The organism is Pseudoalteromonas aurantia (genome assembly GCF_005886875.1).
In the GTDB taxonomy this organism is placed as follows: Bacteria; Pseudomonadota; Gammaproteobacteria; order Enterobacterales; family Alteromonadaceae; genus Pseudoalteromonas; species Pseudoalteromonas aurantia_A.
This window is the reverse complement of sequence record NZ_PNBY01000050.1, coordinates 70,625-97,551: the sequence shown is the minus strand read 5'-3', so window position 1 is coordinate 97,551 and position 26,927 is coordinate 70,625. Positions and strand designations below refer to the sequence as shown.

17 protein-coding genes are annotated in these 26,927 nt (G+C 44.0%); 7 read left to right on the top strand and 10 right to left on the bottom strand.

Features of this window, described 5'->3' with window-relative positions; genetic code table 11:
- The first annotated feature begins 21 nt into the window (after positions 1 to 21).
- The 4 genes from CWC18_RS11315 (at position 22) to rlmB (ending at position 13,020) form a co-directional block, all read left to right on the top strand.
- Entirely contained in the window at positions 22 to 5,589 is a 5,568-nt protein-coding gene (locus CWC18_RS11315; RefSeq protein ID WP_212747728.1) for an SdrD B-like domain-containing protein, read from the top strand.
- Entirely contained in the window at positions 5,582 to 9,664 is a 4,083-nt protein-coding gene (locus CWC18_RS11310) for an OmpA family protein (protein WP_138675286.1), read from the top strand. Before CWC18_RS11315 ends, CWC18_RS11310 begins: the two co-directional genes overlap by 8 nt.
- Positions 9,665 to 9,796: 132 nt before the next feature.
- On the top strand, positions 9,797 to 12,274 hold the full coding sequence (rnr, locus tag CWC18_RS11305; protein ID WP_138675285.1) for a ribonuclease R: 2,478 nt from the start codon (positions 9,797 to 9,799) through the stop codon (positions 12,272 to 12,274).
- Between the two features lie 5 nt (positions 12,275 to 12,279).
- Entirely contained in the window at positions 12,280 to 13,020 is a 741-nt protein-coding gene (rlmB, locus tag CWC18_RS11300; protein WP_138591017.1) for a 23S rRNA (guanosine(2251)-2'-O)-methyltransferase RlmB, read from the top strand.
- 71 nt (positions 13,021 to 13,091) lie between these two features.
- Here the strand turns inward: rlmB and yjjG are convergent, their stop codons facing one another.
- The 3 genes from yjjG to CWC18_RS11285 form a co-directional block, all read right to left on the bottom strand.
- Complete coding sequence (gene yjjG / locus CWC18_RS11295) at positions 13,092 to 13,769, bottom strand: pyrimidine 5'-nucleotidase (RefSeq protein ID WP_138675284.1); 678 nt, start codon at positions 13,767 to 13,769, stop codon at positions 13,092 to 13,094.
- Positions 13,770 to 13,777: 8 nt separating this feature from the next.
- Entirely contained in the window at positions 13,778 to 14,317 is a 540-nt protein-coding gene (yjjX, locus tag CWC18_RS11290; protein WP_138591013.1) for an inosine/xanthosine triphosphatase, read from the bottom strand.
- 257 nt (positions 14,318 to 14,574) lie between these two features.
- Entirely contained in the window at positions 14,575 to 15,474 is a 900-nt protein-coding gene (locus CWC18_RS11285) for a phosphoribulokinase (protein ID WP_010366600.1), read from the bottom strand.
- 126 nt (positions 15,475 to 15,600) lie between these two features.
- On the opposite strand from CWC18_RS11285, the gene CWC18_RS11280 reads away from it, so the two are divergent.
- Complete coding sequence (locus CWC18_RS11280) at positions 15,601 to 16,464, top strand: hypothetical protein (RefSeq protein WP_138675283.1); 864 nt, start codon at positions 15,601 to 15,603, stop codon at positions 16,462 to 16,464.
- A gap of 74 nt (positions 16,465 to 16,538) precedes the next feature.
- A complete protein-coding gene (gene galE / locus CWC18_RS11275; protein ID WP_138591029.1) occupies positions 16,539 to 17,555 on the top strand; it encodes a UDP-glucose 4-epimerase GalE in 1,017 nt (338 codons plus the stop codon).
- Positions 17,556 to 17,619: 64 nt separating this feature from the next.
- Here the strand turns inward: galE and recG are convergent, their stop codons facing one another.
- The 3 genes from recG to asnC are packed head-to-tail and all read right to left on the bottom strand — an operon-like array spanning position 17,620 to position 20,925.
- Entirely contained in the window at positions 17,620 to 19,707 is a 2,088-nt protein-coding gene (gene recG, locus CWC18_RS11270; RefSeq protein ID WP_138675282.1) for an ATP-dependent DNA helicase RecG, read from the bottom strand.
- A 15-nt stretch (positions 19,708 to 19,722) separates the two neighbouring features.
- Positions 19,723 to 20,421, bottom strand: a complete 699-nt coding sequence (gene trmH / locus CWC18_RS11265) for a tRNA (guanosine(18)-2'-O)-methyltransferase TrmH (protein ID WP_138591007.1) — start codon at positions 20,419 to 20,421, stop codon at positions 19,723 to 19,725.
- A 45-nt stretch (positions 20,422 to 20,466) separates the two neighbouring features.
- Entirely contained in the window at positions 20,467 to 20,925 is a 459-nt protein-coding gene (asnC, locus tag CWC18_RS11260) for a transcriptional regulator AsnC (protein WP_138675281.1), read from the bottom strand.
- A 187-nt stretch (positions 20,926 to 21,112) separates the two neighbouring features.
- On the opposite strand from asnC, the gene asnA reads away from it, so the two are divergent.
- Positions 21,113 to 22,111 carry an aspartate--ammonia ligase gene (gene asnA / locus CWC18_RS11255; protein WP_138675280.1) on the top strand — a complete coding sequence of 333 codons (999 nt, stop codon included), beginning with the start codon at positions 21,113 to 21,115 and terminating at the stop codon, positions 22,109 to 22,111.
- Positions 22,112 to 22,151: 40 nt separating this feature from the next.
- Here asnA and CWC18_RS11250 read toward each other — a convergent pair whose 3' ends face one another.
- The 4 genes from CWC18_RS11250 to rpoZ form a co-directional block, all read right to left on the bottom strand.
- Positions 22,152 to 23,765, bottom strand: coding sequence for a DUF342 domain-containing protein (locus tag CWC18_RS11250; RefSeq protein ID WP_138591001.1), 1,614 nt, complete (start codon positions 23,763 to 23,765; stop codon positions 22,152 to 22,154).
- A gap of 164 nt (positions 23,766 to 23,929) precedes the next feature.
- Positions 23,930 to 24,322: a RidA family protein gene (locus tag CWC18_RS11245; protein ID WP_138590999.1), complete on the bottom strand. Its 393-nt coding sequence runs from the start codon at positions 24,320 to 24,322 to the stop codon at positions 23,930 to 23,932.
- Between the two features lie 12 nt (positions 24,323 to 24,334).
- The gene (spoT, locus tag CWC18_RS11240) at positions 24,335 to 26,437 is read right to left on the bottom strand and encodes a bifunctional GTP diphosphokinase/guanosine-3',5'-bis pyrophosphate 3'-pyrophosphohydrolase (protein WP_119859976.1); all 2,103 of its coding nucleotides are present in this window, start codon (positions 26,435 to 26,437) and stop codon (positions 24,335 to 24,337) included.
- Between the two features lie 204 nt (positions 26,438 to 26,641).
- Positions 26,642 to 26,917 carry a DNA-directed RNA polymerase subunit omega gene (rpoZ, locus tag CWC18_RS11235; RefSeq protein WP_010364220.1) on the bottom strand — a complete coding sequence of 92 codons (276 nt, stop codon included), beginning with the start codon at positions 26,915 to 26,917 and terminating at the stop codon, positions 26,642 to 26,644.
- Between the last annotated feature and the right edge of the window lie 10 nt (positions 26,918 to 26,927).

Sequence of the window (26,927 nt, the reverse complement as noted above, 5' to 3'; positions counted from 1 at the left end):
CAACCTGATGCAGACGGGTATGTGGTAACACGCGCAGACACACCCAGCTATGAAGACGGCCAAGATTACCTCGATGGCATAAAGAATACCTATGCAGGCAAAAACGCGGTGAAGATCACCACGGTAGGTAAACCAAGCAAGGTGATCTTTACCGAGCTACCTAATGCAGGAAGTTTACGGCTTGAAGGGCGAGTGATTTTAGATGTTAATCAGGACAAAGTATTTGGTGAAGGCGATAAAGGCCTAGCAAATATTACATTCGAGCTATCAGGGAAAGATGAATTTGGCTTTGATATTAAGTTAAGTACAACGTCAAATAATAATGGTGAGTTTGTATTTACAGGGTTACGCCAGCCCTCGCCTGATGGTTATTGGCTGTCGCAAGGAAAGGTCGATGTTTATCTAGATGGGCGAGATTACTTATCTGGTTCTGTGGTTAAAGAGCAAGATGGGATTAAATTACATCAGGTGGCATTAGCGAAAGGCGCGGTTTTATTTACTGAAAAGCATCCTAATAATGAGGCGAAGATCAGTGGCCGAGTTTACCTTGATGTTGCGCAAGATGGGACTGAGCAGTCCCAAGATAGACATATTTCTGGCGTTGAACTGATCCTTTCAGGGCAAGATGTTCTAGGTCGTGAGGTGAATTTAAAAACCACGACCGATCAGCTGGGGAATTATGCATTTGATAACTTATTTGCCTCGAATAGCCAAGGCTATACTGTAAAACAGGTTCATCCTGCCTTGTACAATGATGGTATCGACTACTTAGCAGCTAAGGCGATTAGCAATAGTCAAAAAAGTGATATGGTCGATAATATAGCATTGGTGAACTCAGCACATATACGGTTAGATTTTACTGAGCAGTTACCAGCCAATGATGCCAAAATCACAGGCACTATTTTTGTTGATGTTGCGCAAGATGGTCAATTCAGTACGAATGATAAAACGCTTTCTGGCTATGTAATTAAATTGGTTGGCAAAGATTTATTTGATAATGAAATATCATTGAATACGATATCAGACAGTCAGGGTCACTTTGAATTTATAAAGCTGTATGCTGCAAATAGTGAGGGGTATCGCCTTACTCATACACAGTCTGATGTATATGTTGATGGCGCAGACTACCTTAATAATACCAAACAAACCAACCCTGACGATGTCGTTACAGTCAGCGTTGCCACTTCAAGTACGACACATGTTGATTTAACCGAACAATTACCTGCTAACGACAGTGCTATTAATGTCATTGTATTTGCAGATAAAAATCAAAATGGGCAGTTGGATACGACAGATTCCGCTTTGGCGAATACAGAAGTATCTTTATCGGGTAAGAATATACTGGGTGAAAATGTAAATCTCAGTGCGCTAACAGATAGTCAAGGTAGAACGTCATTTACACAACTTTATGCGTCTGATGCACAGGGTTATTCGCTTACCCAAGTACAACCTGCATATCACTTTGATGGTAAAGATTATGTGCAAGACAGCTTAATAAGCAACAGTGACAATACCGATATTATTGCTCAGTTGCGTGTAACGGGCAGCAATGTATTAACGGCAGAGTTTACGGAGTTAGCACCTGTGAATGATGCGGTAATAACTGGGCGCGTATTTGTTGACCAACAACAAAATGGTCAATTCGAGGCAACAGACAGTGGATTAGCGAATGTAACTGTGATTTTGCAAGGGGCAGATATATTTGATCGTTCTGTCCAAGCAACGGTCGTTACCAACAGCGAGGGGGATTTTAAGTTTGAGCAGTTATACGCATCGAACTCTGCAGGTTATAGCTTGCTTCAATCTCAACCAGCGGATTATTTAGATGGCCTTGATTACAAGCAAGGTGTAATAAGCATAGAGAGCGACCGTATTGTAAATATTGTTGTCGCACAAAGTGCTCAGCAAGATGGCTATTTGTTTACCGAGTTGGAACAGGCGAATTCAAGCATTAGTGGTGTGGTGATAAGTGATTTGAATCATGACGGTTTGGTGCAAAATGGTGAACTTGGTATCGCCAATGTTGAGATTAAACTGACAGGTACATCACGCTACGGGCAGGTTGTGAGCCGCAATTTGACCAGCGATGAAAATGGCGAGTTTATCTTTGAACGCTTGCCAGCCAGCGATGCGGGTGGTTATCACGTTAAGCAAGTACAGCCTAGTGATTGGTATGACGGGCTTGAGTCTTTTGCAGGTCAAATTCAAACCGGTGAAAATGACGTGTTTACTGTTGCACTCGACGCATCACAAGATATTGATAGTTTAATATTTGCTGAATTAGCCCTGTCAAACCTGAGTGGCTCTGTGTTTGTTGATGTAGACGATAATTCACTGCTTAGTGCAGCCGAGCGCAGTATTGCGAACGTCACAGTAACGTTAAGCGGCTTCACGATTAATAATGAGCTTATTGAATCATCTGTGCAAACTGATGAAGGCGGTTATTACCAATTTAATGCATTGCCGCCAAGTGATGAACAAGGTTATCAATTGAGTCAGCTTCAGCCTAATAATTATGCTGATAGCTTTGACGCAGTCAATGGGGTGCGTATTGCCCAAAGTGACCAAACGGACGTGATTTTACTTGGCCAGGTATGGCCTGGTAGTGATTTAATCAACAATAACTTTACTGAGCGTTATGCAATTGAAGTGCAAGGGAGAGTATTCGTTGATATGGATGATGATGCCAAACTACCAGCCCCATTAAGTAAAAATGAATATCAAGCGCTTGCCATTAGTGATGTTTTGATCACTTTATCAGGGAGTGATTATCGCGGTGAAGCCGTTGAGCATGAAACACGAACCAATGAATTGGGTGAATACCAATTTACAGATTTAGCCCCGAGCTCAGCACAAGGGTATGTAATTGAACAGCTACAACCTGAGCAGTACGTGGATGGTCAAGAAATGGCGATGGCACAATTGGTCGCCAACTCTAAAGGCCAAGACGTTATCACTACACCTCAGTTGTTAGGTACAAACAACTATGCGTATTTCGATTTTGCGGAATTACCAAAAGCGTCAATTGGCGGTACTGTTTGGGTAGACAGTGATGAAAATGGTTTGCTTGATGACAATGAAACCATCGGTATTAGTGGCGTTACTCTGACACTGTCCGGAGTAACAACGGATAATGAAGCGGTAGAAATAGTCACGACCAGTAATGAACAAGGGGTCTTTTTGTTCGACTATTTACGCCCGGGTGTTTATCAGGTAATTCAAACACATCCAACAGCTTGGCTCGATGGACAGGAGCAATTGGGGTCTCTTGGTGGTGAAGTGATCAATGATGGCTTTTTAGAGATTGCCTTAGCGCTTGGAGAGCAGGGCATTGGGTACAACTTTGCTGAGCGTGGTAGTCATATTGCAGGTACGGTGTATGTTGATTTAAACGATGATGGCGAGCAACAGCGTTCAGAAATTGGTTTAAGTGATGTTGCGATTCATATTTCAGGTGTAGATTTAAACAATCAGAGTGTGTCACGTACCGCAACCACAGATCGTTATGGTCGTTATCAGATCCGTAACTTACCCTTGTCAGATCAAAATGGCTTTGTATTGACAGAGACACAACCAGAAAATACCCAAGATGGAAAAGAAGCCGCCGGCAGTATTGGGGGAGTAGTTGCCCCGAGAATTGGCGACGACCAAATCAGTGAAATCATCATAGAGCGCCATATTACTGATGCGACGGAGTATAACTTTGGCGAACAGTTAATGGATCCGGCTGCTATCAGCGGTGCAGTTTGGCAAGACAATAACCATAACCGTGCTGATGATGATGGTAACGGTCAAGCAGGGTGGTTAGTTGAGTTACTACCCGATCAATTAAATGGTGAAGCTAACGAATTAGATTCTGAGCCGCTAGCGGTTGTTGAATCTGATCAAAGTGGTAAATATCGATTTGAAGGCTTACCTGTTGGTGTATACGAAGTACGTTTCCGTCATCCTCAGGGAGGCGTGATTTACGGTATTCCTATATCGGGTGATCCTGATACCAATACAGACAAAGGCACTATTTTAAACATTGTACTCAGCGCCGGAGAGCATGTGCCAGAACAGTCTCTGCCAGTTGACCCATCAGGGGTGATTTACGATGTAAATTCACGCAAGCCAATACAAGGAGCAAAAATTGAGATCACAGGTCCAGTCGGGTTTGATCCTGATTTACATTTGGTTGGGGGGCAGCCGAATGTGGATCAAACCACTGGGGATGATGGCTTCTATCAATTTTTATTATTTGCACAAGCGCCAGCTGGAGAATACCGTTTAGAAGTGACTTCACCGAGTGGTTATTACAGTGGCCTGTCACAGCAGTTACCGGTATGTGATGTGCAATTGAAAGTCGGTGCCCATGAATTACCTGTGACGGTACATAAAGTAAATACCGCGCCGACATTATCGGCGGTAAAACATGATCCTTTGGCATGTCCTAGCGATTCACAAGGCATCACTGCCTCAATGGACTCTACGCAGTACTATACCCGTTTTTTCATCCAGCCAAAACTGCCATCAGGTAATGTGGTAAACAACCATATTCCATTAGATCCTTATGATGACAGTATGGTGCAAGTGAGTAAAACAGCACTGAAACAAGATGTGGTGATTGGTGAGCTGATCCCGTATCAAATTGCCATTCATAATCGTGCAGACATAAGCATTAACCCCGTTGACTTCATTGATCAGCTTCCCGCCGGGTTTAAGTATGTCGCAGGAAGTGCTCGCATTGACGGGCAATTCATAGAGCCACAACAAATGGGGCGTCAGTTGCGTTGGAATGGACGCACCTTGTCACCTCAGCAAAGTGTGTTGATTGATTTACTGGTTGTCGTTGGTGCAGGTGTGAGTGAAGGCAAGTTTATAAACCAAGCATGGGCTGAGTTTAGTGGTGGTCGATTTAGTGGTTTAAATACTAAGCGCATTTCAAATATAGCCAATGCAACCGTGCGTGTGATCCCAGACTCAATCATGGACTGTAGTGATTTAACTGGGCAAGTATTTGACGATATGAACCGTAATGGCATTCATGATCCCCAAGAACCCGGCTTACCAGCAGTTAAACTGGCCACCGCACAAGGGCTTTGGATCACCACAGATCAATATGGTCGTTACCACCTTGCGTGTGCTGATGTGCCACATCAAAGTCGTGGTAGCAACTTCATTATTAAAGTTGATACGCGCAGTTTACCGTCAGGGTATCGGGTGACGACAGAAAACCCTCGAGTGGTACGTCTTACACGAGGTAAAAATGTGGAAGCTAACTTTGCTGCCAGCATTCATCGTGTGGCACGTATTCAATTAAGTGATGAAGCATTTGAAAATGGACAGGTTAAAGCAAACTATCGAGTGCAGTTAAATCAACTACTGAATGCCGTTGCATCAACCGATGTGGTGATAAGACTGGCATACCGTGATGCTAAAAATGAAGGTTATGAGGTAGCGCAACAGCGTGTTACGCATCTAAAAGAATGGCTTGTTGAGCAATGGCAAAACAGCAATAAGGATCACACCTTGACTGTGGAAGAAGAAATTGTCGAATCGGTATTTTCGCAGCCCCAGAGCGCGAAGCAAGGGGTTACCCATGATTAAATTAAGTGCTTTAAACCCTGTATCGGTTTCAGTAATCACTGTACTGAGTTGCAACATGAGCAGTTTCGCTTTGGCCGCGAGCTTAGAACATAACATGGTGCGAAGTAGTGGTATCAGCAGCAATACTGAACAGCAATTAGTACAAAAACACTTTGTGCTACACGCGCTAGCGCGGGTCAGTGACAAAGAGGTAGAGCAAACACAGACAGAGCAAGTCGCCAAAGAAGCCAATTTCGTGAAAGATTCTGCGATTCGTTTTGTGTCAGGTAAGCATTTTCTGACTGGTTCAACAAAACAAGAAATGGACTTTATTATTGGTCAGCTTCGCGGTAAAAAACAATTAAAGCTCCATTTTATTGGCCATGCCGATAGTCAACGACTTAGCCCGAGTGCGAAGAAGATTTATAAAACCAATCAGGGCTTGTCAGAACATCGAGCAGATATTGTGGCGGCCTACTTTCGCCAGCAATTAGGGCTAAAAAGTGATGCGACTACTGCTGTTGGGCGTTCAAATCGAGAACCGGTTGCCAGTAATGCTACTTTAGCGGGCATGGCGCGAAATCGCCGCGTTGAAGTGATAGCGGTGTATGTTGAAGAAAAAACCACAACCAAAACAGTGATACAAGCTGGACCACAACGACAGCTGATATGTGACAATCCCGTGTTACCACAGCCCGCAATGGCCATTACGCTGGATGGGCAACCGTTTGCGTCTGGTGATAGCGCCAATAATGCTGATCAACAGCGCTGTGCAGATGTGGCGCTAAAAAAAATGCAGCTGCAATTGAAATACGATCCACTTGAGGCACTGCCTAAGCTCAGTATTCAACATGCATTAACCCAATCGGGTAATACCTTGATGATGCATTTGAAGGGTTACAGTAACTACAGCAGCTTTATAAAATATGCAGAAGTCTTGGTTATGGCCCCGGATGATCAGCAGGTACTCAGTAAGGTGTCACTTAATGATAATTTAGAAGGGAAGTGGCGTTTACCCGGTAACTTATTAGGGATGAGCTTAGCGTACCGGTTGAGAGTATATGACAACAGCGGCCGCTTCGACGAAACAGTGCTCAATAGTGCAGACTTTCGGCCGAAATTTGCGGTGGAGCCAGAAAAAGTAACAGGCTACTTATTGACAAGCTACGGTAAGTCTCAATTAGAAAAGCAAAATATCAAAGTAGCAGGAGGCACGCTGACGTTATATGGCGAGCAAGTGCCGGAGCAACACCATGTGTTCTTTTTAGGCCGCGTGGTGGCTATCACCCGCGAGCGTAAATTTGTCCATCAGCAAATTGTTCGTTCCGGCTTTCATCGTGCTGAAGTGGCTGTTTTGGATGATGATGGTAATGGCACTTTGATCCATCGTGATTTAGCACTACCAAAAAGTGATTGGTTTTATGTAGCGATGGCTGACTTAACGGTTGGACAAAATAGCCATAATGGACCGGTTGATTTACTGAATAAAACTCAACATAAAGATGGTGAGTTATTTGCTGAGGGCCGTTTGGCTGGTTACATCACAGGAAAGTGGCAAGACGAGTATCAAATCACAGCGCGATTAGATACCCGTGAAGCGCCCCTTAATGCGCTATTGTCGAATATTCATCAAAAAGATCCAAAAAGCTTATTCAGGCGTTTGGAAGAGCAAGCCCATCCGAGTGAATTTGGTGATGACTCAACCACACGAGATGATGCGCCCAGTAATGGTAAGCTGTATTTAAAAATTGCCAAAGATGATAATCAGGTTTTATGGGGTAACTTTAATACGCAAATAAGCGATACAGAGTTAAGCCGAATTGAGCGTGGCTTGTACGGTCTACAGGCAAAGTATGTGAGTGCTGATGTAACACAGTTTGGGGAAAGTACCGCGGGTGCCGAGTTATTTGTCGCTGAAGCTGAAACCCTACCTGCCTATGAAACGCATCGTGCCACCGGAGGCTCGCTTTATTATCTGCAACATCAAGATATTGTCATTGGCTCTGAGCAAATAGCCGTTGAAGTACGCGATAAAATCTCAGGGTTAGTGTTAGTACGTCGAGCATTAGTGGCTGGGCAAGACTATGATATTGATGCCTTGCAAGGGCGTATATTGCTCACCAAACCTTTGTCGTCATTTGAATTTGATGATTTATTGGTTCGTGCTGCAAGCTTAGATAATAACCCCACCTATTTAATCGCCAATTATGAATACAGCGCAGGATTTTCGCAGCTGAATAATTTGACCTATGGTGGCCGTATTAGCCAATGGTTAAACGACAAAGTGCAAATCGGCGCAACAGTACGTCAGCAAAAGCTCGATGAATATGATGATAACTTATATGGCTTGGATGCGATATATCGTCACAGTGAACACAGTTATGTGAAAGTTGAAGCGGCTGAAACACAAGGTATCGCGAGTGCGTTAAGCACTTTTAATGGAGGCTTTAGTTTTGATAATACGCAGTCTGCTGACACACCAACGAATGCACAAGGAATGCGTGTTGAAGCGGCCTCTACATGGCACGAATTAGGGTTAAATAACGATGGCAAGGTCAATGTGTATTGGCAAAAGCTACAACAAGGCTTTGCGGGACTTGGTCAAGTCAATGCAGATGAAGCACAAACTGCAGGAGTGTTATTAACTTGGCAAGCAACAGAAGATACGCAGGTTAAACTTAAAGCTGACGAGAATAAGGTGAAAGCACGTTATCATCGCCAAGCGTCTGAGCTAGACATTGCACATGAATTGACTGAGCAATGGCAAGTGAGCGCAGGGATCCGTATGGATAAGCGTGAGCAGTTACATGCTATATCATCTGCAAATGCACTTCCGGTAGGGCAAGCAGATGAAGGTCAGCGCACTGATGTGGCTTTACAACTGCAATATAATCCTAAAACAGACTGGTTAGCGTATGGGTTTGTGCAAGGTACACTCGATAAAGAAGTAACGCGTCAGGCCAATGATCGAATTGGCTTTGGGGGAGAGGTTCAGATTTCTGAAGCGATCACACTTAAAGGCGAAACATCTCAAGGCAAGCAAGGCTTTGCCGCTGTTGCTGGGGTTGATTATGCTTACAGTGCGTCAGGCAATGTATATCTCAATTATCAATTAGACCCTGATGGAGATGACTTACTCAATTCTCGTCAACAGCGTCAATGGGTAACGGGCGCTCGGCATCGCTTTAGTGATTCAACCAGTGTGTATGGTGAGCAACAATTCCAAAAAGATGATCGTCAAACGGGCATCACGCACGCTTATGGCGTTGATCATAGCATTAACGAACGTTGGCAAGTGCAGGTTGGCTTTGAAAATGGCGACATAGATTTATTTGAGCAAGGTCAATTGGCGCGAGACAGTGTCACGTTAGGGTTAGGATATTTGCACCAAGGTCTACGCTGGTCAGGTGCGTTAGAGTATCGTCAAGATAGCACCGATGATGAGCAGCGTACAAACTGGCTAATGCGTCATAACTTTACTGCGAAATTGTCGCCCGATTGGCGTGCGCAGCTACGCCTTGACACAGCGATAAGCGAGAGCGATGTTGAGAGCGACAATAGCGGTTTAAACAGCGATTTTACAGAGTTTCAGCTAGGATTTGCTTATCGTCCGATAGAGGTAAGCCCTTGGTCAGGCATGGCAAGTGTGACCTATTTAGAAGACTTAGCACCCGCACAGCAACTCAATGGCATTGGCTTAGATAGCACCCCACAGCAACGCAGCACCGTTTGGTCTGTTGATGTGAATTACCGATTAACTTCGCGCTGGCGAGTGGGGGCTAAGTTTGCTCAGCGTACAGGAGAGGTGCGATTAGAGCGTGATGCGGGACCTTGGTTTGACTCTACCGCTCAGCTACATGTCCTTAGAGCCGATTATCATTTAGCACATAGCTGGGACGCGACGTTAGAATGGCGTAATTTATCAGTAGAACGCGCTCAAGACGAGCGCAGCGGCGCACTCGCAGCCATTCATCGCCACGTGGGAGAGCATATGAAAGTGGGTATTGGTTATAACTTTACTGAATTTTCAGATGATTTAACGGATTTTGATTATGACTCGAAAGGTTGGTTTATCAATTTAACGGGCAAATTTTAACAAATAAACGCACAGGCCCAGTTCGTATGTTAGCAGTGCTACTGGGCTACACAAAACTTTCATTGTCTGCGGCTGTCTCATTGTTCGATTTTGGGTTAAAATAACAACATAACTCCATTAACAAGATAGTGAATGTCAAAACAGGATCCTTACCTTAGCCGAGAGCAAGATAAATACGAAAACCCAGTTCCTAGCCGTGAATTTATTTTAGATCACATTAAAAAAGTGTCAGCAAAAGCGGCCACCTTTAGTCACCTTTGTAGTGATTTGAACGTATTCGAATCAGAGCGGCAAATAGCCTTTAAACGTCGTTTACGCGCAATGGAACGTGACGGTCAATTACATTTCAATAAGTTTAAACGTTATGTGATCCCAACCGATGATGGGTTGGTCAAAGGTCGAGTGATCGGGCATCGTGATGGCTTTGGTTTTTTGGTGGTGGAAGGCGAACCTAAAGACTGGTTTGTTGCAAAACATCAAATGAATATGGTTTTGCACGGCGATATTGTTCTAGCCAAAGCGGCAAGCCGCGGTTCTGGTGGCAAAGTCGAAGCGCGCATTATAAAAGTACTCGCAGGTGAACGAGCACCAATCGTAGGGCGTTATTTTGTTGAACATGGCACTGCGGTTGTGGTGCCAGAAGATCCGCGCATTACGCAAGATATCATTATATTACCAGGCAGCGAAAATGGTGCCCGCCATAACCAAATGGTGCAGGTTGAGATCACACAAAGCCCAAGCAGACAAATGAATGCGGTGGGTAAGGTACTTGAAGTGCTGGGCGACCACATGGCGCCAGGCATGGAAATTGAAGTGGCTTTACGCAATCATGACATTCCGCATGTTTGGCCAGAAGCGGTGTTAGAACAAGTCGCGAAACATGGTGAGTTTGTTGAAGAAGCTGATAAAGCCGGGCGGGTTGATTTGCGCGAGCTACCGTTAGTCACCATTGATGGTGAAGACGCCCGTGACTTTGATGATGCCGTCTATTGCGAACGTAAAAAGTCAGGTGGATGGCGCTTATGGGTCGCCATTGCCGATGTGTCTCATTATGTACCAAAAGGCAGTGCACTGGATAAAGAAGCCATTGAACGCGGTAACTCAGTGTATTTTCCTGAGCAAGTGATCCCGATGCTTCCTAAAGTGCTGTCGAATGGACTGTGTTCACTGAACCCAGAAGTCGACCGCTTATGCATGGTGGCAGAAATGACGGTCTCTGAAGCGGGTAAGTTGTCTGGTTATCGTTTTTGCGAAGCGATCATGAACTCACATGCACGCCTCACTTACACCAAAGTACATGCTATTTTGCAAGGTGATGAAATACTGCGCGAACAATATGCCGCGGTTGTGCCGCATTTGACTGATTTACAGCAAATGTATATGGCACTGAAGTCGGCGCGTCAGACACGAGGTGCCATCGAGTTTGAAACCGTTGAAACACGTTTTGTGTTTAACGCCCATCGTAAAATTGAATCTATTGTGCCCTTGGTACGCAATGATGCGCATAAGCTGATTGAAGAATGTATGATTTTAGCCAATGTATCGGCGGCTAAATTACTAGAAAAGCATGAAGCACCTACACTATATCGTATTCATGATGAGCCGGATCAAGAAAAGCTCAGTCACTTTAGACAATTTTTAAATGACTTAGGCATTGAGAGTTTACTGCCTAACGACCCTGAACCAAAAGAATTAACGGCGGCGCTGGCACAATTGGGTGACCGTCCAGAAAAAGAACTGATCCAGACCATGTTATTACGCTCTATGAAGCAGGCCGTGTATCAGGCTGATAACATTGGACATTATGGATTAGCGTTGTCTGCATATGCGCACTTTACATCGCCTATCCGCCGTTACCCTGATCTAGTGGTTCATCGAGCGATTAAAGGCATATTAGCAAGCCAAGGTCAGCAAACATCGGGTGCCTATGTTTACGAAAATGATGAAGTCGATAGGTTAGGTGAGCAATGCTCGACCACTGAACGACGTGCTGATGATGCGACCCGAGAAGTGGCTGATTGGCTCAAATGTGAATATATGCAAGATCATGTAGGAGATGAATTCTCTGGGGTGGTGTCGTCAGTGACCAACTTTGGGCTATTTGTTCGCTTAGATGACTTACAAATTGATGGCTTAATTCATGTTTCTAACTTGGGGCAAGAGTATTACCAATATGATGGGGCCAAACATACTCTCATTGGTGAGCACTCTCACTCAGTTTACCGGTTGGGTGATAAGCTTACTGTGACCGTTGCGTCTGTGAGCTTAGACGAGCGTCGAGTTAACTTGGTATTGGCGGGAGAGACGGTACCAGATAGATACGCACGTCGACGTGCAAAACCACAGACTAAGTCAAAACAACATGCGCCAAGTAGTGTGCGTTCACAGCTAAAAGCAGGTAAAATCCCCGGCAAAGACCAGCAAAATGAGCAGAGTAAGCCGTCTAAAAAGCCGAGTAAGGGTAAAAAAAACACGCCGAAAGGTAAGCTGAAAAAAGCGAAATCGGCAAGTGCTGAAGTGACTAAAGGCAAAGCAAAACCTAAAGCCAAAAAAGCCAAAGCAAAGCGCCCTGGGAAAAACGCCCGTAAACGTAAAAGCACTGGAGCATAAACGCAGTGAGTAATGAATTAATTTATGGTTTTCATTCTATTGAAGCCATTTTAAACAAAGAGCCTGAGCGCTTTTTAGAGATCTACGCATTAAAAGGGCGTGAAGATAAACGCTTAAATCCAATCATTAATGAAGCACGTAGATTTGGTATTTCGGTGCAGTTTATGCAACGTAAAGCGTTAGATAACAAATCAAAAGGCGAGCAACATCAAGGTATTATTGCCAATGTGAAAGCGGCACGTACTTACAGCGAACGTGATTTAGATGACATCATTGCCAGAGAAGACAATCCCTTCTTTTTAGTATTAGATGGCGTCACTGATCCGCATAACCTAGGTGCTTGTTTACGTAGTGCTGATGCTGCGGGTGTACATGGCGTGATAGTACCAAAAGACAAGTCGGCTAAATTAACCGGTACGGCCCGTAAAGTTGCCTGTGGGGCTGCAGAAACGGTGCCGTTGATCCAAGTTACCAACCTTGCGCGTACTCTGCGTGATATTAAAGAGGCGGGTGTTTGGGTTGCTGGTACGGCGGGCGAAACAGACACACATGTGTTTGATGCCAGCTTAACAGGTCCAATTGCAATCATCATGGGAGCAGAAGGAGACGGTATGCGCCGTTTAACCCGTGAGCATTGTGATATTTTGGTGAAAATCCCTATGGTTGGCACAGTGTCAAGTTTGAACGTGTCTGTGGCAACGGGTGTATGCTTATTTGAAGTGTTGCGTCAACGTAACGCGGTATAACTCACCGACAGTGTTATTCTTGAGGTTAGAGATCACTCTAACCTCATCGTCTTTTTTCTTGTGTTACTTAACTATTCCTCAGCCAGCAAACGGGCTAATTCAGTCAATGAGCGCACACTATAAGTAGGCTTTATGTCAGCTGGGCATGTTTGATTTTGGTGCTGTAACCAACAGCTATCAATACCAAACTGGTTCGCGCCTAAAATGTCGCTACTTGGGGTATCTCCAACCATCAGTACTTTAGATTTATCTGGCTCACCAAAAAGCGATAAAGTGTGTTGGAAAATCTTGGGATCGGGCTTGGCAATGCCAACCAGCTCAGAAATAACCAAGTGCTCAAAGTGTTCAGTAAGACCGGTGTGAGCCAACCTGCGTTGCTGCAATGCGGCAAATCCATTGGTAATGATCCCTAGCTTGGCTTTACCCTGTAACAAATTTAATAATTCGCGCGCACCGGGTAAAGGTTCACAAATTGCAGCCATTGCCATTAAAAACCCTTCGTTGAGTTGCTCCGCAGGCACATTAAGCTTGCTGGCCCACGATGAAAAGCGGGTAACTTGTAATGTTTTGGCATCGATACGGCCTGCCTGATAATCTAGCCACAGTGGTACGTTGACCTGCTGATACTCTGTAAAGTGCTCAGCAGTAAACGTGACCCCATATTGTGCGAACATGACTTGCAACCCCGCACATGCATTAAAGCTAAACAGGGTTTCATCGGCATCAAATAAAATATGTGTGTATTTCATAGTACCCTTTATTGATTGTTGAACAGTTCTGTATGAATGAAAGGTGCCATAGCAAGGGTTAAGGCTTGCGTATAGGTACTTTCTCTGGTTGCTAAGTTGTTAGTAAGCAAACCAATCGCACCGCCTTTTTGCTTTATATTAGTGGTGTTGAAAGTTTTGTCCATTACCGGCCCAAGCTCCTCTCCTGCGATCAGTGCGTCGAAAATAACTTGAGGGAGCGGCAGGTTACTGCTGCGGTTTACACTGGTGTGTTGTGAATTTGCTATTACGACATAAGCAAATGTTGCAGGGCCATAGCTAAACTGGTGTGCGCCGCCCTCCATTGCACAATAATAGTCTGCGTTGTGGTGCTGCATTAAATACTCGACTCTATTTTGTGCGCCAAGTCGTGTTTGTTCTTCCCCTAAGGGTTGCTCTGGCACCAAGGAAGGCGCATGCAGGCCTTCGCAATGGATAGTCTTACCAGGAAAGTAATTGCTAAAAACCTGCTTTGCAGCATTTATTTTTATTGGGTTTTGCGAGCCGACTAAGATGCTTAACTGTGTCATTGAAATCTCGTGCTGTACAAAAGAGCGAACAGTGTAAGCTTGCTGTTATTTGCCCGCAAGTTAAATAACCTCAGGTTTGGATAAGGGCTTTGGAATAGAAAGTGTTTTGAAAACAAACATACGTACAATCCAATGATGATACTTTGCTCAATATCAAGGCGCTTTTATGCAGTAATAGCGGGCTATTACAAATGAAAGCAACGCCGAGCGTGAGAAAAATAGCTTTATTGGGCAAATTCGCTTATCCAGAGCTGAGGTTAAATAGGTAAGTCGACCTGTACCATGCTTTCTAAAGCACGCTTTTTGAGTAATAGATCTTTGATAAGCGGGGTTAATACTAGTTCCATTGCTAAGCCCATTTTCCCACCTGGTACGACAAGGGTATTCATTCTTGACATAAAGCTGCCTTCTATCATTTGCAGGTAGTAAGGGAAATTAACGTCGTCGATACCGCGAAAACGGATCACCACAAAACTTTCATCTAAAGAGGGAATATCTTTGGCGCTAAATGGGTTTGACGTGTCGACTGTCGGTACTCGTTGAAAGTTGATATGGGTACGTGAGAATTGGGGAGTAATGTGGGTAATGTAATCATCCATACTGCGCACAATCGAGCTCATCACAGCTTCGCGTGAATGACCTCTTTCGTTGGTGTCACGGATCATTTTTTGGATCCATTCAAGGTTAATAATTGGCACCATACCGATGAGTAAATCGACGTGTTTAGCAACGTCATGCTCTTGTGTTACTACCCCTCCATGGAGGCCCTCATAAAAAAGCACATCGGTATTTTTATCAAGCTGTTGGTAAGGAGTAAATGTGCCGGGCAGCTGATTATACGGAACGGCATCATCAAAAGTATGCAAATACCGGCGAACACGGCCTTCACCGAGCTGACCATAATTGTCAAAAAGCTCCTCTAGCGCACAAAAGTCATTGGCTTCTTTGCCAAAGTAGCTGATGTGTTTGCCTTCTTGTAATGCTTCACGTTTGAGCTTATCCATTTCTGGGCGGGTATAACGGTGAAAGCTGTCCCCTTCAATTAATGCAGCATTGGCATCAAGACTACGAAAGATATGTTTGATAGCATTGGTGGTGGTCGTTGTTCCTGCACCAGAGCTACCTGTAATGGCTATTATCGGATGTTTTTGCGACATATTCGCCTCATGAACTCAGTAATTAGGAACGTTTGTGAAATTGATGTTACCTGATGCCGTCAAGATAGCAAGCTTTGTGCTTTGTTTAGCAAGTGGTTATCATAGGCAAAAAAGACAGGGAATATTATGAAGGTTCTAGTTTTTATCAGCACGCTGTGGTGTGCATTTACCAGTATTTATGCCATTTCAGCTATGCCAAGTAGTCAATTGTTTGTGGCTGAAAAAACGCCGCAAGGTGTTAAAGTTAAAGCCATTACGTCGGATGATAGTTACCATAATCAGCCCCTTACAACCGATAGCGGCGTATATTTTACCAAAGAGTTAAGTGCTTTGGAGGGCAGTCAAACAGATTTGTTTTTCTATGACTTTACCACGCAGCAAACGCGTAACCTCACAAATTCTCCCGTCTCGGAATATTCACCGACTTTATACCCTCACGATGACGGCCTATCAACCATTGTGGTTGAAAGTACAGGTAAGCAGCGGCTTTGGTTTTATCCATTTGATAGCACTCGCAAAGCAACGCCTTTATTGGCACATATAGATCCTGTGGGTTATCACGTGTGGGGTGAACAGCAAGAGGTGATGTTATTTGTGTTGGGCACGCCACATGAACTGCACTTCACAGATACCCATGGCCATTTACCTAAGCTAGTTGCGAAAGACATTGATAGAAGCTTAGCGTTTAATAAAGCCAAGCAGGTTTATTCATTTACTTATAATAAAAACAATCAGCTATGGCTGGCAACGTATTCACCAAAAACAGAATTGGTGACATCACAGTTTGTATTACCAAAACCGGTGCGAGATTATACCTGGTTAGATGATGACACCGTTGCCTATGCGCTGAATAATCGCATTTACACACGCTCTATCACGTCTCCTAAAGTGGTATCACAGTGGATGAACTTAACCCAGTATTGCAAAACACAGATAACACGATTGAGTCACCGTGCTGGAAAAATGGCATTTGTTTGTAAGAAGCGTTAATTATTGCTGAAAAAAGCAGGCTTGTTGGCTAAAATATGCAGCAAGTATCATGAATGATAAAGATAAGGCAAGGTATGGCTATTTTAGTGACAGGTGGTGCAGGATATATTGGATCACATACTGTTTTAGAACTTTTGAATGAAGGTGAGCAGGTTGTTGTGGTAGATAACTTGTGTAATTCATCTTCAGAGTCGCTCACCCGCGTTAAAGATATTACGGGTAAAGACGTGGTATTTCATCAAGGTGATATTTTAGATAAAGCCTTTCTAGATAACGTTTTTCAACAACATACGATTGATCAGGTTATTCATTTTGCAGGTTTAAAGGCGGTAGGTGAGTCTGTTCGTAAGCCAGTTGAGTATTATCAAACCAACGTACAGGGCACATTAACGTTACTGGATGCGATGCGTGATGCTGGCGTATTTAAGTTGGTGTTTAGTTCGTCGGCGACGGTATATGGCGATCCTGCGAGTTTACCAATTCGTGAAGATTTCCCCGTGGGGGGCACGACTAACCCCTATGGTACGTCTAAATTAATGGTTGAAATGGTTTTACAAGATGTGGCGAAGTCAGACTCGCGCTGGGCCTTTGCTATATTGCGTTATTTTAACCCTGTTGGGGCACATGAGTCTGGCCGCATTGGTGAAGACCCTAACGGGATCCCGAATAATTTGCTGCCGTATATTGCGCAAGTTGCGGTAGGTAAGCTAGAAAGCTTAGGGGTGTTTGGCAACGACTATGACACGGTGGATGGCACGGGCGTTCGCGATTACATTCACGTAGTTGATTTGGCTTTGGGGCATTTAAAAGCGCTGACACACATAAGCCGTCATAGTGGCGTGCATATTTATAATTTAGGCACAGGCAATGGCTATTCCGTGTTACAAATGGTGCTGGCGTTTGAAACCGCGTCTGATAAAGCTGTGCCTTATACGATTTCACCGCGTAGAGCAGGTGATATCGCGGCCTGTTATGCAGCACCTGAAAAAGCGCGTAAAGAACTTAACTGGCAAGCTGAGCGTGGTATTGATGTGATGATGCAAGATACATGGCGTTGGCAAAGTGGTAATCCACAAGGCTATAATGCATAAGCGCATTTTTTCAGGTAGACAGTTCAAACAAAGCCCCATGTTGGGGCTTTTCAATTTAACGTGGTTATGCCATGGCCAGTTCAGACTTGGCACCAAGCCAGCGCCTGACTAAGGGCTCAATCATATCAGGGTGGCTTTTTATCAGCGCAAATGCCAGCGGGCGCACCTGATTCAACAAGGCTTTGTCGCGGTTTAAATCGGCAATTTTAAATTCTGCAAGGCCAGTTTGTTTAGTACCAAGTACTTCTCCTGGGCCGCGAATTTCTAAATCACGCTCAGCAATAACAAACCCGTCATTACTATCACGTAACACCCCTAAGCGCTTTTGTGCCGTGACAGACAAAGGAGCATGATACAAAAGTAGGCAGTGGGATGCGATGGCCCCTCGGCCAACTCGACCACGTAATTGGTGCAACTGTGCTAACCCTAGCCTTTCTGGGTTTTCGATTATAATCAGGCTGGCGTTTGGCACATCTACACCGACCTCTATAACCGTGGTCGCCACTAAAACGTGTGTGTCACCGCGTTTAAAGGCTGCCATGATCTCTTGTTTCTCTTTGGCTTTCATTCTGCCGTGCACTAAGGCAATTTTGAGTTCTGGCAATAACTCAGTGAGCTGTTGTGCGGCATCTTCAGCAGCTTGGCATTGCAATGCTTCTGATTCATCAATGAGTGTGCAGACCCAATAGACTTGACGCTTATCGTCTACACAGGCTTTCTTTACACGCTCGATGACTTGCTCTCGGCGTGTATCAGGCACTGCGACCGTCATGATCGGGGTTCGCCCTGGGGGCAGTTCATCAATGACTGAGGTTTCTAAGTCGGCATACGCGGTCATGGCCAAGGTACGAGGAATCGGCGTCGCAGTCATGACTAGCTGGTGGGGGTAACAGTCATTAAATTTCCCTTTCTCTCGTAATGAGAGTCGTTGATGAACACCAAAACGATGTTGTTCATCAATGATGATCAATGCAAGGTTATAAAATTGCACTTGTTCTTGAAATAATGCATGGGTACCAATGACCATTTGCGCTTTGCCAGAACTAATTTGCTCAAGTACTCTTTCACGCTCTTTACCCTTGGTTTTACCGCCGAGCCAAACCACTTCAATACCAAGTTGAGTAAACCAGGCGGTAAAGTTAATACCATGTTGCTCTGACAGTATTTCGGTGGGGGCCATTAAGGCCACTTGATACCCTTTGGCAATCGCGGAGAGTGCTGCGAGTGCTGCAACCAAGGTTTTACCAGAACCAACATCGCCTTGCACGAGTCGCATCATCGGAAATGGCTGTTGTAAATCTTGTTTAATTTCTGCCACAACACGGCTTTGTGCATTGGTAGGTGAAAAAGGCAACTCAGCTAAAAATAGGGGTTCGAATGTATTCGTTGGTGGTAAAGGCACTGCTTTAACGGCTTGACCTTTTTGCCTTAACTGTAACAAACTGAGGTTTTGTGCCAGCAACTCTTCAAATGCTAGACGCTGTTGGGCAGGATGTTGACCTAGTTCAAGTTCGGTGAGGTTAATGTCTTGCGGTGGCCTATGTAGCAGAAGTACCGCCTCAGTGACACTCAGCTGTGAGGGGCGATATTGACTGGGTAAGTACTCTTCTATTTGATACTTTTCTAATAGGGCCAGAGCTTTGTTAGCGATAGAGCGAATACTGAGTTGTTTCAACCCTTCAGTGGTCGGGTAAACCGCTGTTAAGGTGCTTAGTTCTGGGTCTAATGGTTCACTTTGACACTCTCTAATACTGTATTCAGGGTGTGCCATTTCAAAACCTGTGCGGCCCCTGCGCACTTCACCAAAACACCGAATGATCTTTCCCGTCGCCATAGCATTTTTTTGTGCGGCATTAAAGTTAAAAAACCGCAGCGTTAAACGGCCAGTACCATCATTGACTTGGCAAACCAACATGCGACGTTTGCCAATGGTAATTTGTGCATGTTCTATTTCCGCTTCGATGCTTACATGGCTATGAGCACTCAATTGTGCGATTGAGTATGTTCTGGCGCGGTCTTCGTAGCGTAGCGGCAAATGAAAAAGCATGTCTTGGACACTACGAATACCTAATTTAGCCAGTTTTTCAGCCACTTTAGGGCCGACACCTTTTAACTCAGTGATTGGGTAACTTGATAGAGTAGGGTTCGACATACTTTTCCTTGCTATTTACTTAGGGGTGCTAAACTTAAGCGAATTCCAAAAGATCTCATCTGCCACAATTTCGCCATCGTCATCTAGCTCAGGGTAAGGTAAACCTTTTTCCACACAGCGCTCTGCGATAATTGGGTGACAGCCTTCAAACAATAAGCGATGTTTAATGCTTTCATCAAGCATATCATTACGTTGATAACAGCCTGCGGCTTCTCGTTGTCTTTGTGCTTCATATAAAATGAGTGCAGCAGCCACCGATACATTTAACGATTGCACCATGCCTTCCATCGGGATCACGATATGTTGATCGGCATGTGCCAAAGCATCATCTGATATACCCGTACGCTCTTGACCGACGATAATTGCGGTAGGCTTGGTGTAATCAATTTCTCTGAAATCGACCGCACTGTCGCTGAGGTTAGTAGCCAGTATTTGAATGTCTGGGTTGTGTGCTTTAATAGCGCCGACTGCATTATGAATGTCATCGTGCATATGGGTTTCTACCCAGTTTTTACTGCCACCAGAGGTATTGTTTGTTAAGCGACGTTGCTCTTGTGGCCAAACAGCATGGACATGGTGACACCCGACTGCATCAGCAGTACGCACGATTGCTGATAGGTTATGATGTTTATGTACCTCATCTAAACAGACGGTTAAATCAGTTTGTCGCCTATCTAAGACGCGCTTCACGCGATGGTAGCGTTTATTGTCCATCGTTATACTGCTCACAGAATCAAAATTTTGCCGATTATACCGAAATTATGGGGTAACTTCACGGGCGATAGGATTTTGCAATGAGATCAATGTTTCGGTTGATTGAATAGCCTCAATTGTTTGAATTTTATTGATCAATACATCTTGTAAGTGCTCGATTGAGCGGGTCATTACTTTGATAAAAATACTGTAGTTCCCCGTGGTGTAGTAGGCTTCAACTACTTCTTCAAATTTTTCTAGCTGTTCAATGGTGTCGGGGTAATCTCGGGCGTGTTTTAAGTTAACCCCAATAAAGCAGCATACATCATAGCCTAATTTTTTCGCATCAATGGTGACACGAGTGCCTTGCATGATCCCAGCTTGTTTCATTTTTTCGACACGTACATGGATAGTTCCTGCACTGACATTGAAGCGTTTGGCCAATTCTGCATAGGGGGCTCTGGCATTTTCCATTAAAGCATTCAAAATGGATTTATCGAGATTATCGATCTGATAATTATTCAATGTGTTTCTCACAGTGTTTTTATTGATTCTATAAAATATACCGGTCTTTTTTAGATAAAAATATATTTTTTAGTTATTTTTGTTGGGTTATATTGATTTATTGTTTGTTTTTGTTGACGATGAGATTAAGCCTTGAAGCGCAAGGCAATAAAATTCAACAGGTTTACATTGGGAACGAGGTCCGATTATGAAAGCAACTTATCAACAGACACAGCAACAAATTAGCAGCGTTAAACGCCTATTTTCAGAACAACTAGAGCAGCGCTTGGGACTTATGGAAGTACAAGCGCCGATTTTGGCAAAAGTGGGCGATGGTATCCAAGACAATCTAAGTGGCACTGAAAAAGCGGTGTCAGTAAAAGTCAAAGCGATTGCAGGCGCTGAGTTTGAAGTGGTTCATTCATTGGCTAAGTGGAAGCGTAAAACACTGGCTGATTATGACTTTGCTGTTGGTGAAGGTTTATACACGCATATGAAGGCATTACGTCCAGATGAAGATAGTCTGTCACCGATCCACTCTATTTATGTTGACCAATGGGATTGGGAAAAAGTAATTTGTACTCAAGCTGAGCGCTCACTAGCGGGTTTAAAGCAAACTGTGAGACAGGTATATCAAGCTATAAAACATACAGAGCAAGGCGTTGCGAGTGAGTTTGGATTGACGCCATTTTTACCTGAATCGATTACGTTTATTCACAGTGAAGAATTACGTCAGATGTACCCCGACTTTACTGCCAAACAGCGAGAAAAAGCCATAGCGCAGGAGTATGGCGCGGTATTTTTAATTGGCATTGGTGGTAAGTTAGGTGATGGAAAGATTCATGATGTTCGTGCGCCAGATTACGATGATTGGTCGACCCCAACCTGTGATCAATATAAGGGCTTAAATGGAGATATTTTGGTATGGAACCCTGTTCTGGAAGATGCTTTCGAGATTTCATCGATGGGTATTCGAGTATGCCCTGAGGCATTGCAGCGGCAATTAAAAATAACCGATGATAGCGCACGTTTAGAGCATGATTGGCATCAGCAATTACTTGTAGGTGACATGCCGCAAACAATAGGTGGCGGTATTGGTCAGTCTCGCTTAGTAATGCTGTTATTACAAAAGCAACACATTGCTCAAGTGCAAGTGGGTGTATGGACTGCAGAGATTACACGTCATGTTGATAGGTTGCTGAGATAATGAATCATAAATGCGCTATGGGTATGAGTTAATAGCGCATTTAACTTGTTTTGAAGTCGATTTCTATTTTTCCATCTTGTAAGCTTGCATGGCAGGGAGGGTAACTGCGTTGAGTTTTATAAACACAATCGAAAATATGAATTTCGACTCCAGAATTTAATGTTTGGTTAGCGGTGAGCTTAGTGCTGTCTAATAAGTCATGTAAGTCTAATTCTAGCTGAGAGAGTTGTTCCCCTAATTCTTTGGCTTGTTGACAGTAATATTGCTGCGTTGCGCCTATTTTTGCCATCAATTGTTTTTTTTTGTCTAAGTCTTTAAGCATATCTGCTTTTTCAATCGCTTGTTGTAATGCCCCTAGTTGGTCGTCAGCCTGGCTTAACGCTTTTAAACAGTTATCTGATTCTTGCGTGATTTTCATGCCGCTACGCGCAAGGTAAATACACATTTTTGCGCCAGAATCACTGCCGATTACCCCTGCAATGACCATTTGTGCGTCAAGTATTTCTCCACCAATAAGCTTGCCTTGGGGTTGCTCATCAATGCCCACTTGAATCAGTTGATTTGCTTTTATATTACAATGGTTACTCTGTCGGTCAATAAAGACGTTGTTTGCTTCAAGGTAAGTGTACTGGCCATGAGCAAGGTGAATATCACCCGCGGCAACTAAACGACAAGTGAGACCTTCATCATTATTTTTATGGTCTAAGTGCCCAATAACGGCTTGCTTGACTTCAATATTTCCCCCGCTAATTAACTCTCCTGATTCGACAGAGCCCATGACGGTTATATCGCCTTTGGCTTTTACTTTCATGCCGGGTGCCACATTGTGCGTTACAATAACACTGCCGTTAAAGTCTACATGGCCACTGCGTACATTAACTTCACCTATGGTAAAGACATCATCTACTCGCATGCCATTTTGAATAGTCGATGGGCATCCTGCGATGGTTGCTACTAATTCTAACGGATTAGCAGGAGATATTTGTGTACCTTCTCCAGCAACGAGCTGGAATGATTCTCCGGGAATAGGAACAAGCGAATCACCTACTACAGTAAAGCCTTCTTTTCCGGGGGTCGCGGGGCGCTGCGTGATAAGCACTGTACCTGGTGAGACACTGGATAAAGCGCCAAAGTCACGCATATCCACAGTGCCATCTTCTCGTAGTTTGGGTTGTTTCAGGCGCTCTTTCACTGTTTGCACATGCTGTAATAGTTTAGCGGGTTGCCCATCTACTGGCGGGCGGCCCTGAGCAACGACGCCGGAGGTTTCCGTTCCAGCTTCAAGCTCAAGCTGCTTTTTTAAGACTTGCTCAAGGTATACCTGCTTGTAGCCACGGCTGACACCTGCTTTTACAATTTCTTTTTTCGCATCTTCAATACTGATTGCCTTACCACCTCTTGCACACGTGAGTTTGCCGATGGCTTGCATTTGATCCTCTGATACTTCAACAGTAAATGTCGCATCATGTTGCTTTGCTACTACAAGCTCTGACTCGGGAAAGTCATTGGTAAAATGTGCTTGAATTGATTCATGGTTTATTTCACAGTCGGCATAAGGCGAGCGCTCTAGTGCTTCCACAATAAAAGCAGCGCTTGGCGGATTAAGCTCCGCAACATTAAGAAGGATATTGCCATTATGTGCCAATTTAAACACGAGTATCTTCCTTTACTATTATTTTTGTGATAATACTTTTAAACTTTGAACAAATCACATGGTATTTACAGAGTGCTTAATTAATAGTATGTAGTCAAGTGCTTAAGGTCAAAGTTCCAACAATAAAAATCCCACCAAAAGGTGGGTTTTCGGTAATCTAACGATTAATTGGTTGAGGGTAATTCCATGATCCCATCAATTTCAATTTGTACGCCTTTTGGCAACTCACGGACACCAATTGCGGCTCTCGCAGGGTAAGGGGTTGCAAAATGTTGACTCATAATGTCGTTTACCGTTGCAAAATTACTTAAATCGGTGAGGAAAATATTTACTTTGACCATATCTTGCAATTGTCCACCTGCAGCTTCACACACAGCTGTGAGGTTTTTAAATACTTGCTGTGCTTGTGCTGCAAAGTCTTCTGAAATGACTTCCATCGTTTCAGGTACAAGTGGTATTTGGCCTGATAAATACACCGCTGTGCCTATTTTAACTGCTTGGTTATATGTACCAATTGCCGCGGGGGCTTGATCGGTTGAGATAATAACTTTATTCATTTTATTAGTGTCCTACTTTTTTCGGTATACACGTTGTACATCAGGCATGACTCGGATCCGGCGCATGATGTTGGCAACATGCACCCTATCTTTTACCGTAACGCCTAAATCTATTATGTATAAATTACTTTCTTTTTCATCAGTCGCAATTTCAACAATATTCGCGTTGGTGGTTGCAACTACGTTGGTGAGTTTCGCGAGCGCCCCTTGGTGATTAATAATTTCGACCCGTAAGGCGGCTATATATTCTTTTTCTGGGTTATCTTCCCATTTTACAATGACATATTTTGAACGTTCATTCTGCCAACCTTTAATGTTTTTGCACTCTTGACGATGAACAGTTAGGCCTTTACCTTGGCTCACATAAGCTGTAATTGCATCGCCTGGCACAGGTCGGCAACATTTTGAGTAATTAACCAACATGCCTTCTGTACCAATTATGGCAGCTTTGGCTTGTTGTGCTATGTTTTCTAACCCTTCATCCGCTTGTAATAGTCGTTTAGCAACGAGTACGCTCATGATATTACCGCTGCCGATCTCGACAAGTAATTCAAGTAATGTCGATAAGTTCTGTTCTTCGAGTACTAAATCGACTTGTTCAGTGGCTATATCATCGAGCTTTTGTTCGCCGAGAGCGGAATCTAGAAGTCGACGACCAAGTAATATGGCTTCTTCTTGATGTTGGCTCTTGAGGTAATTTCGCACGCCTAAACGCGCTTTGCCGGTCACGATGAAGTTTAACCATGTTGCGTTAGGATGTGCGCCAGAGCTGGTAATAACTTCTACTGTTTGGCCGGTATCGAGTGCTTTGCTCAATGGATATGGCTTGCGGTTAACGCGGGCACCGACACAGGTATCACCCACATCGGTATGAACAGCATAGGCAAAGTCGACGGCGGTTGCACCCATTGGGAGTTCAACAATACGGCCGTCAGGCGTGAAGACATAAATCTCTTCAGGAAACAGCTCTGTTTTAACGTTTTCTACAAATTCAAACGAAGACCCAGCGCTTTGTTGAAGCTCAAGCAAGCTTTGCATCCATTGACGAGCTCGTTGTTGTGCTGTGTTGCCTGCACTGTCACCTGATTTTTTATACATCCAATGCGCAGCAACACCCATATCAGCCATTTGATCCATATCGAGAGTACGAATTTGGATCTCTACGGGGATCCCATGTGGTCCGACTAATGAGGTATGCAGCGATTGATAGCCATTCGTCTTAGGCACAGCAATATAGTCTTTGAAGCGTGTTTCAATGGGTTTATAAAGGTTATGAGCGACCCCCAGTACGCGATAGCAGGTATCCATGCTATTTACATTGATCCGAAATGCATAAATATCCATTACTTCTGTGAATAAAAGTTCTTTATTGAGCATTTTTCGATAGATGCTATAGAGGTGCTTCTCGCGCCCGCTGACAGAGGCTTCTATGCCAGACTCTCTTAGACGTGATTCAATTTCTGTTTGTATATTGCTGATCACTTCTTTTCGGTTGCCGCGGGCTTTGGCTACTTCAGACTTTAGCGCACGGTGTCGCATTGGGTAGAGTGCTTGAAAACCTAAATCTTCTAATTCGTTTTTTATATCGTGGATACCTAAACGATTGGCTATCGGTGCGAATATTTCTAATGTTTCACGCGCAATACGTCTGCGCTTGTCAGGACGCAGTGCACCAAGCGTGCGCATATTATGCGTTCTATCGGCCAGCTTGATTAAGATGACGCGAATATCTTGTGTCATCGCCATGATCATTTTGCGATAATTTTCAGCTTGAAACTCTTTTTTATCTTTAAAGCTTAATTTATCTAGTTTACTGACGCCTTCAACTAATTCAGCAACGGTACTGCCAAATATCTCTGCCAAATCTTGTTGGCTAAAATCGGTGTCTTCAATGACATCGTGCATCAGTGCTGCCATGAGAGTTTCATGGTCAAGCTTCATACCTGCAAGGATCTGAGTCACTTCAACAGGATGAGTGATGTAAGGTTCGCCACTTGAGCGGGTCTGTCCTTCATGAGCTTCACGTGCAACGACATATGCTTTTTGTACAAGCTCAACGTCGGCTGGTGGTAAGTACTCAGAGATTTTCTTTTTTAGGCCTTCAAAAAGGTACATTCACACTCCGATGTTCCAGTGAAGTAATAGATATGTTACGAATATACGATGAATTTCAAGATAAACCAACGGCTAGTTGGGACTTTATGATGATTACATAAATAAAAGTACGAGGGATCCAAGGTAATATGGGTAATTTCTCGATATTAAAAACAGCAATGCCAGCAATAAGTGCTGGCATTGTCGTATTCTATTTGCAGATTATTAGCTGTTTCCGCCAACAATTGCTGCTACAGCTGCAAGTTCAGCTGCTTCTTGGTTTTGTTGCTCTTCACGATCAATTAGATCAAGAGATGAGCTGTCTACCAAGCCTTTTTCAATTTCACGCAAAGCGATAACCGTTGGTTTGTCGTTTTCAGGATCAACCATAGGGTCTTTACCACCTACAGCGATTTGACGAGCGCGACGCGCCGCTACCAAGATTAAATCAAAACGGTTACCAATTGCATCTACTGCATCTTCTACAGTTACGCGAGCCATCGAAGCACTC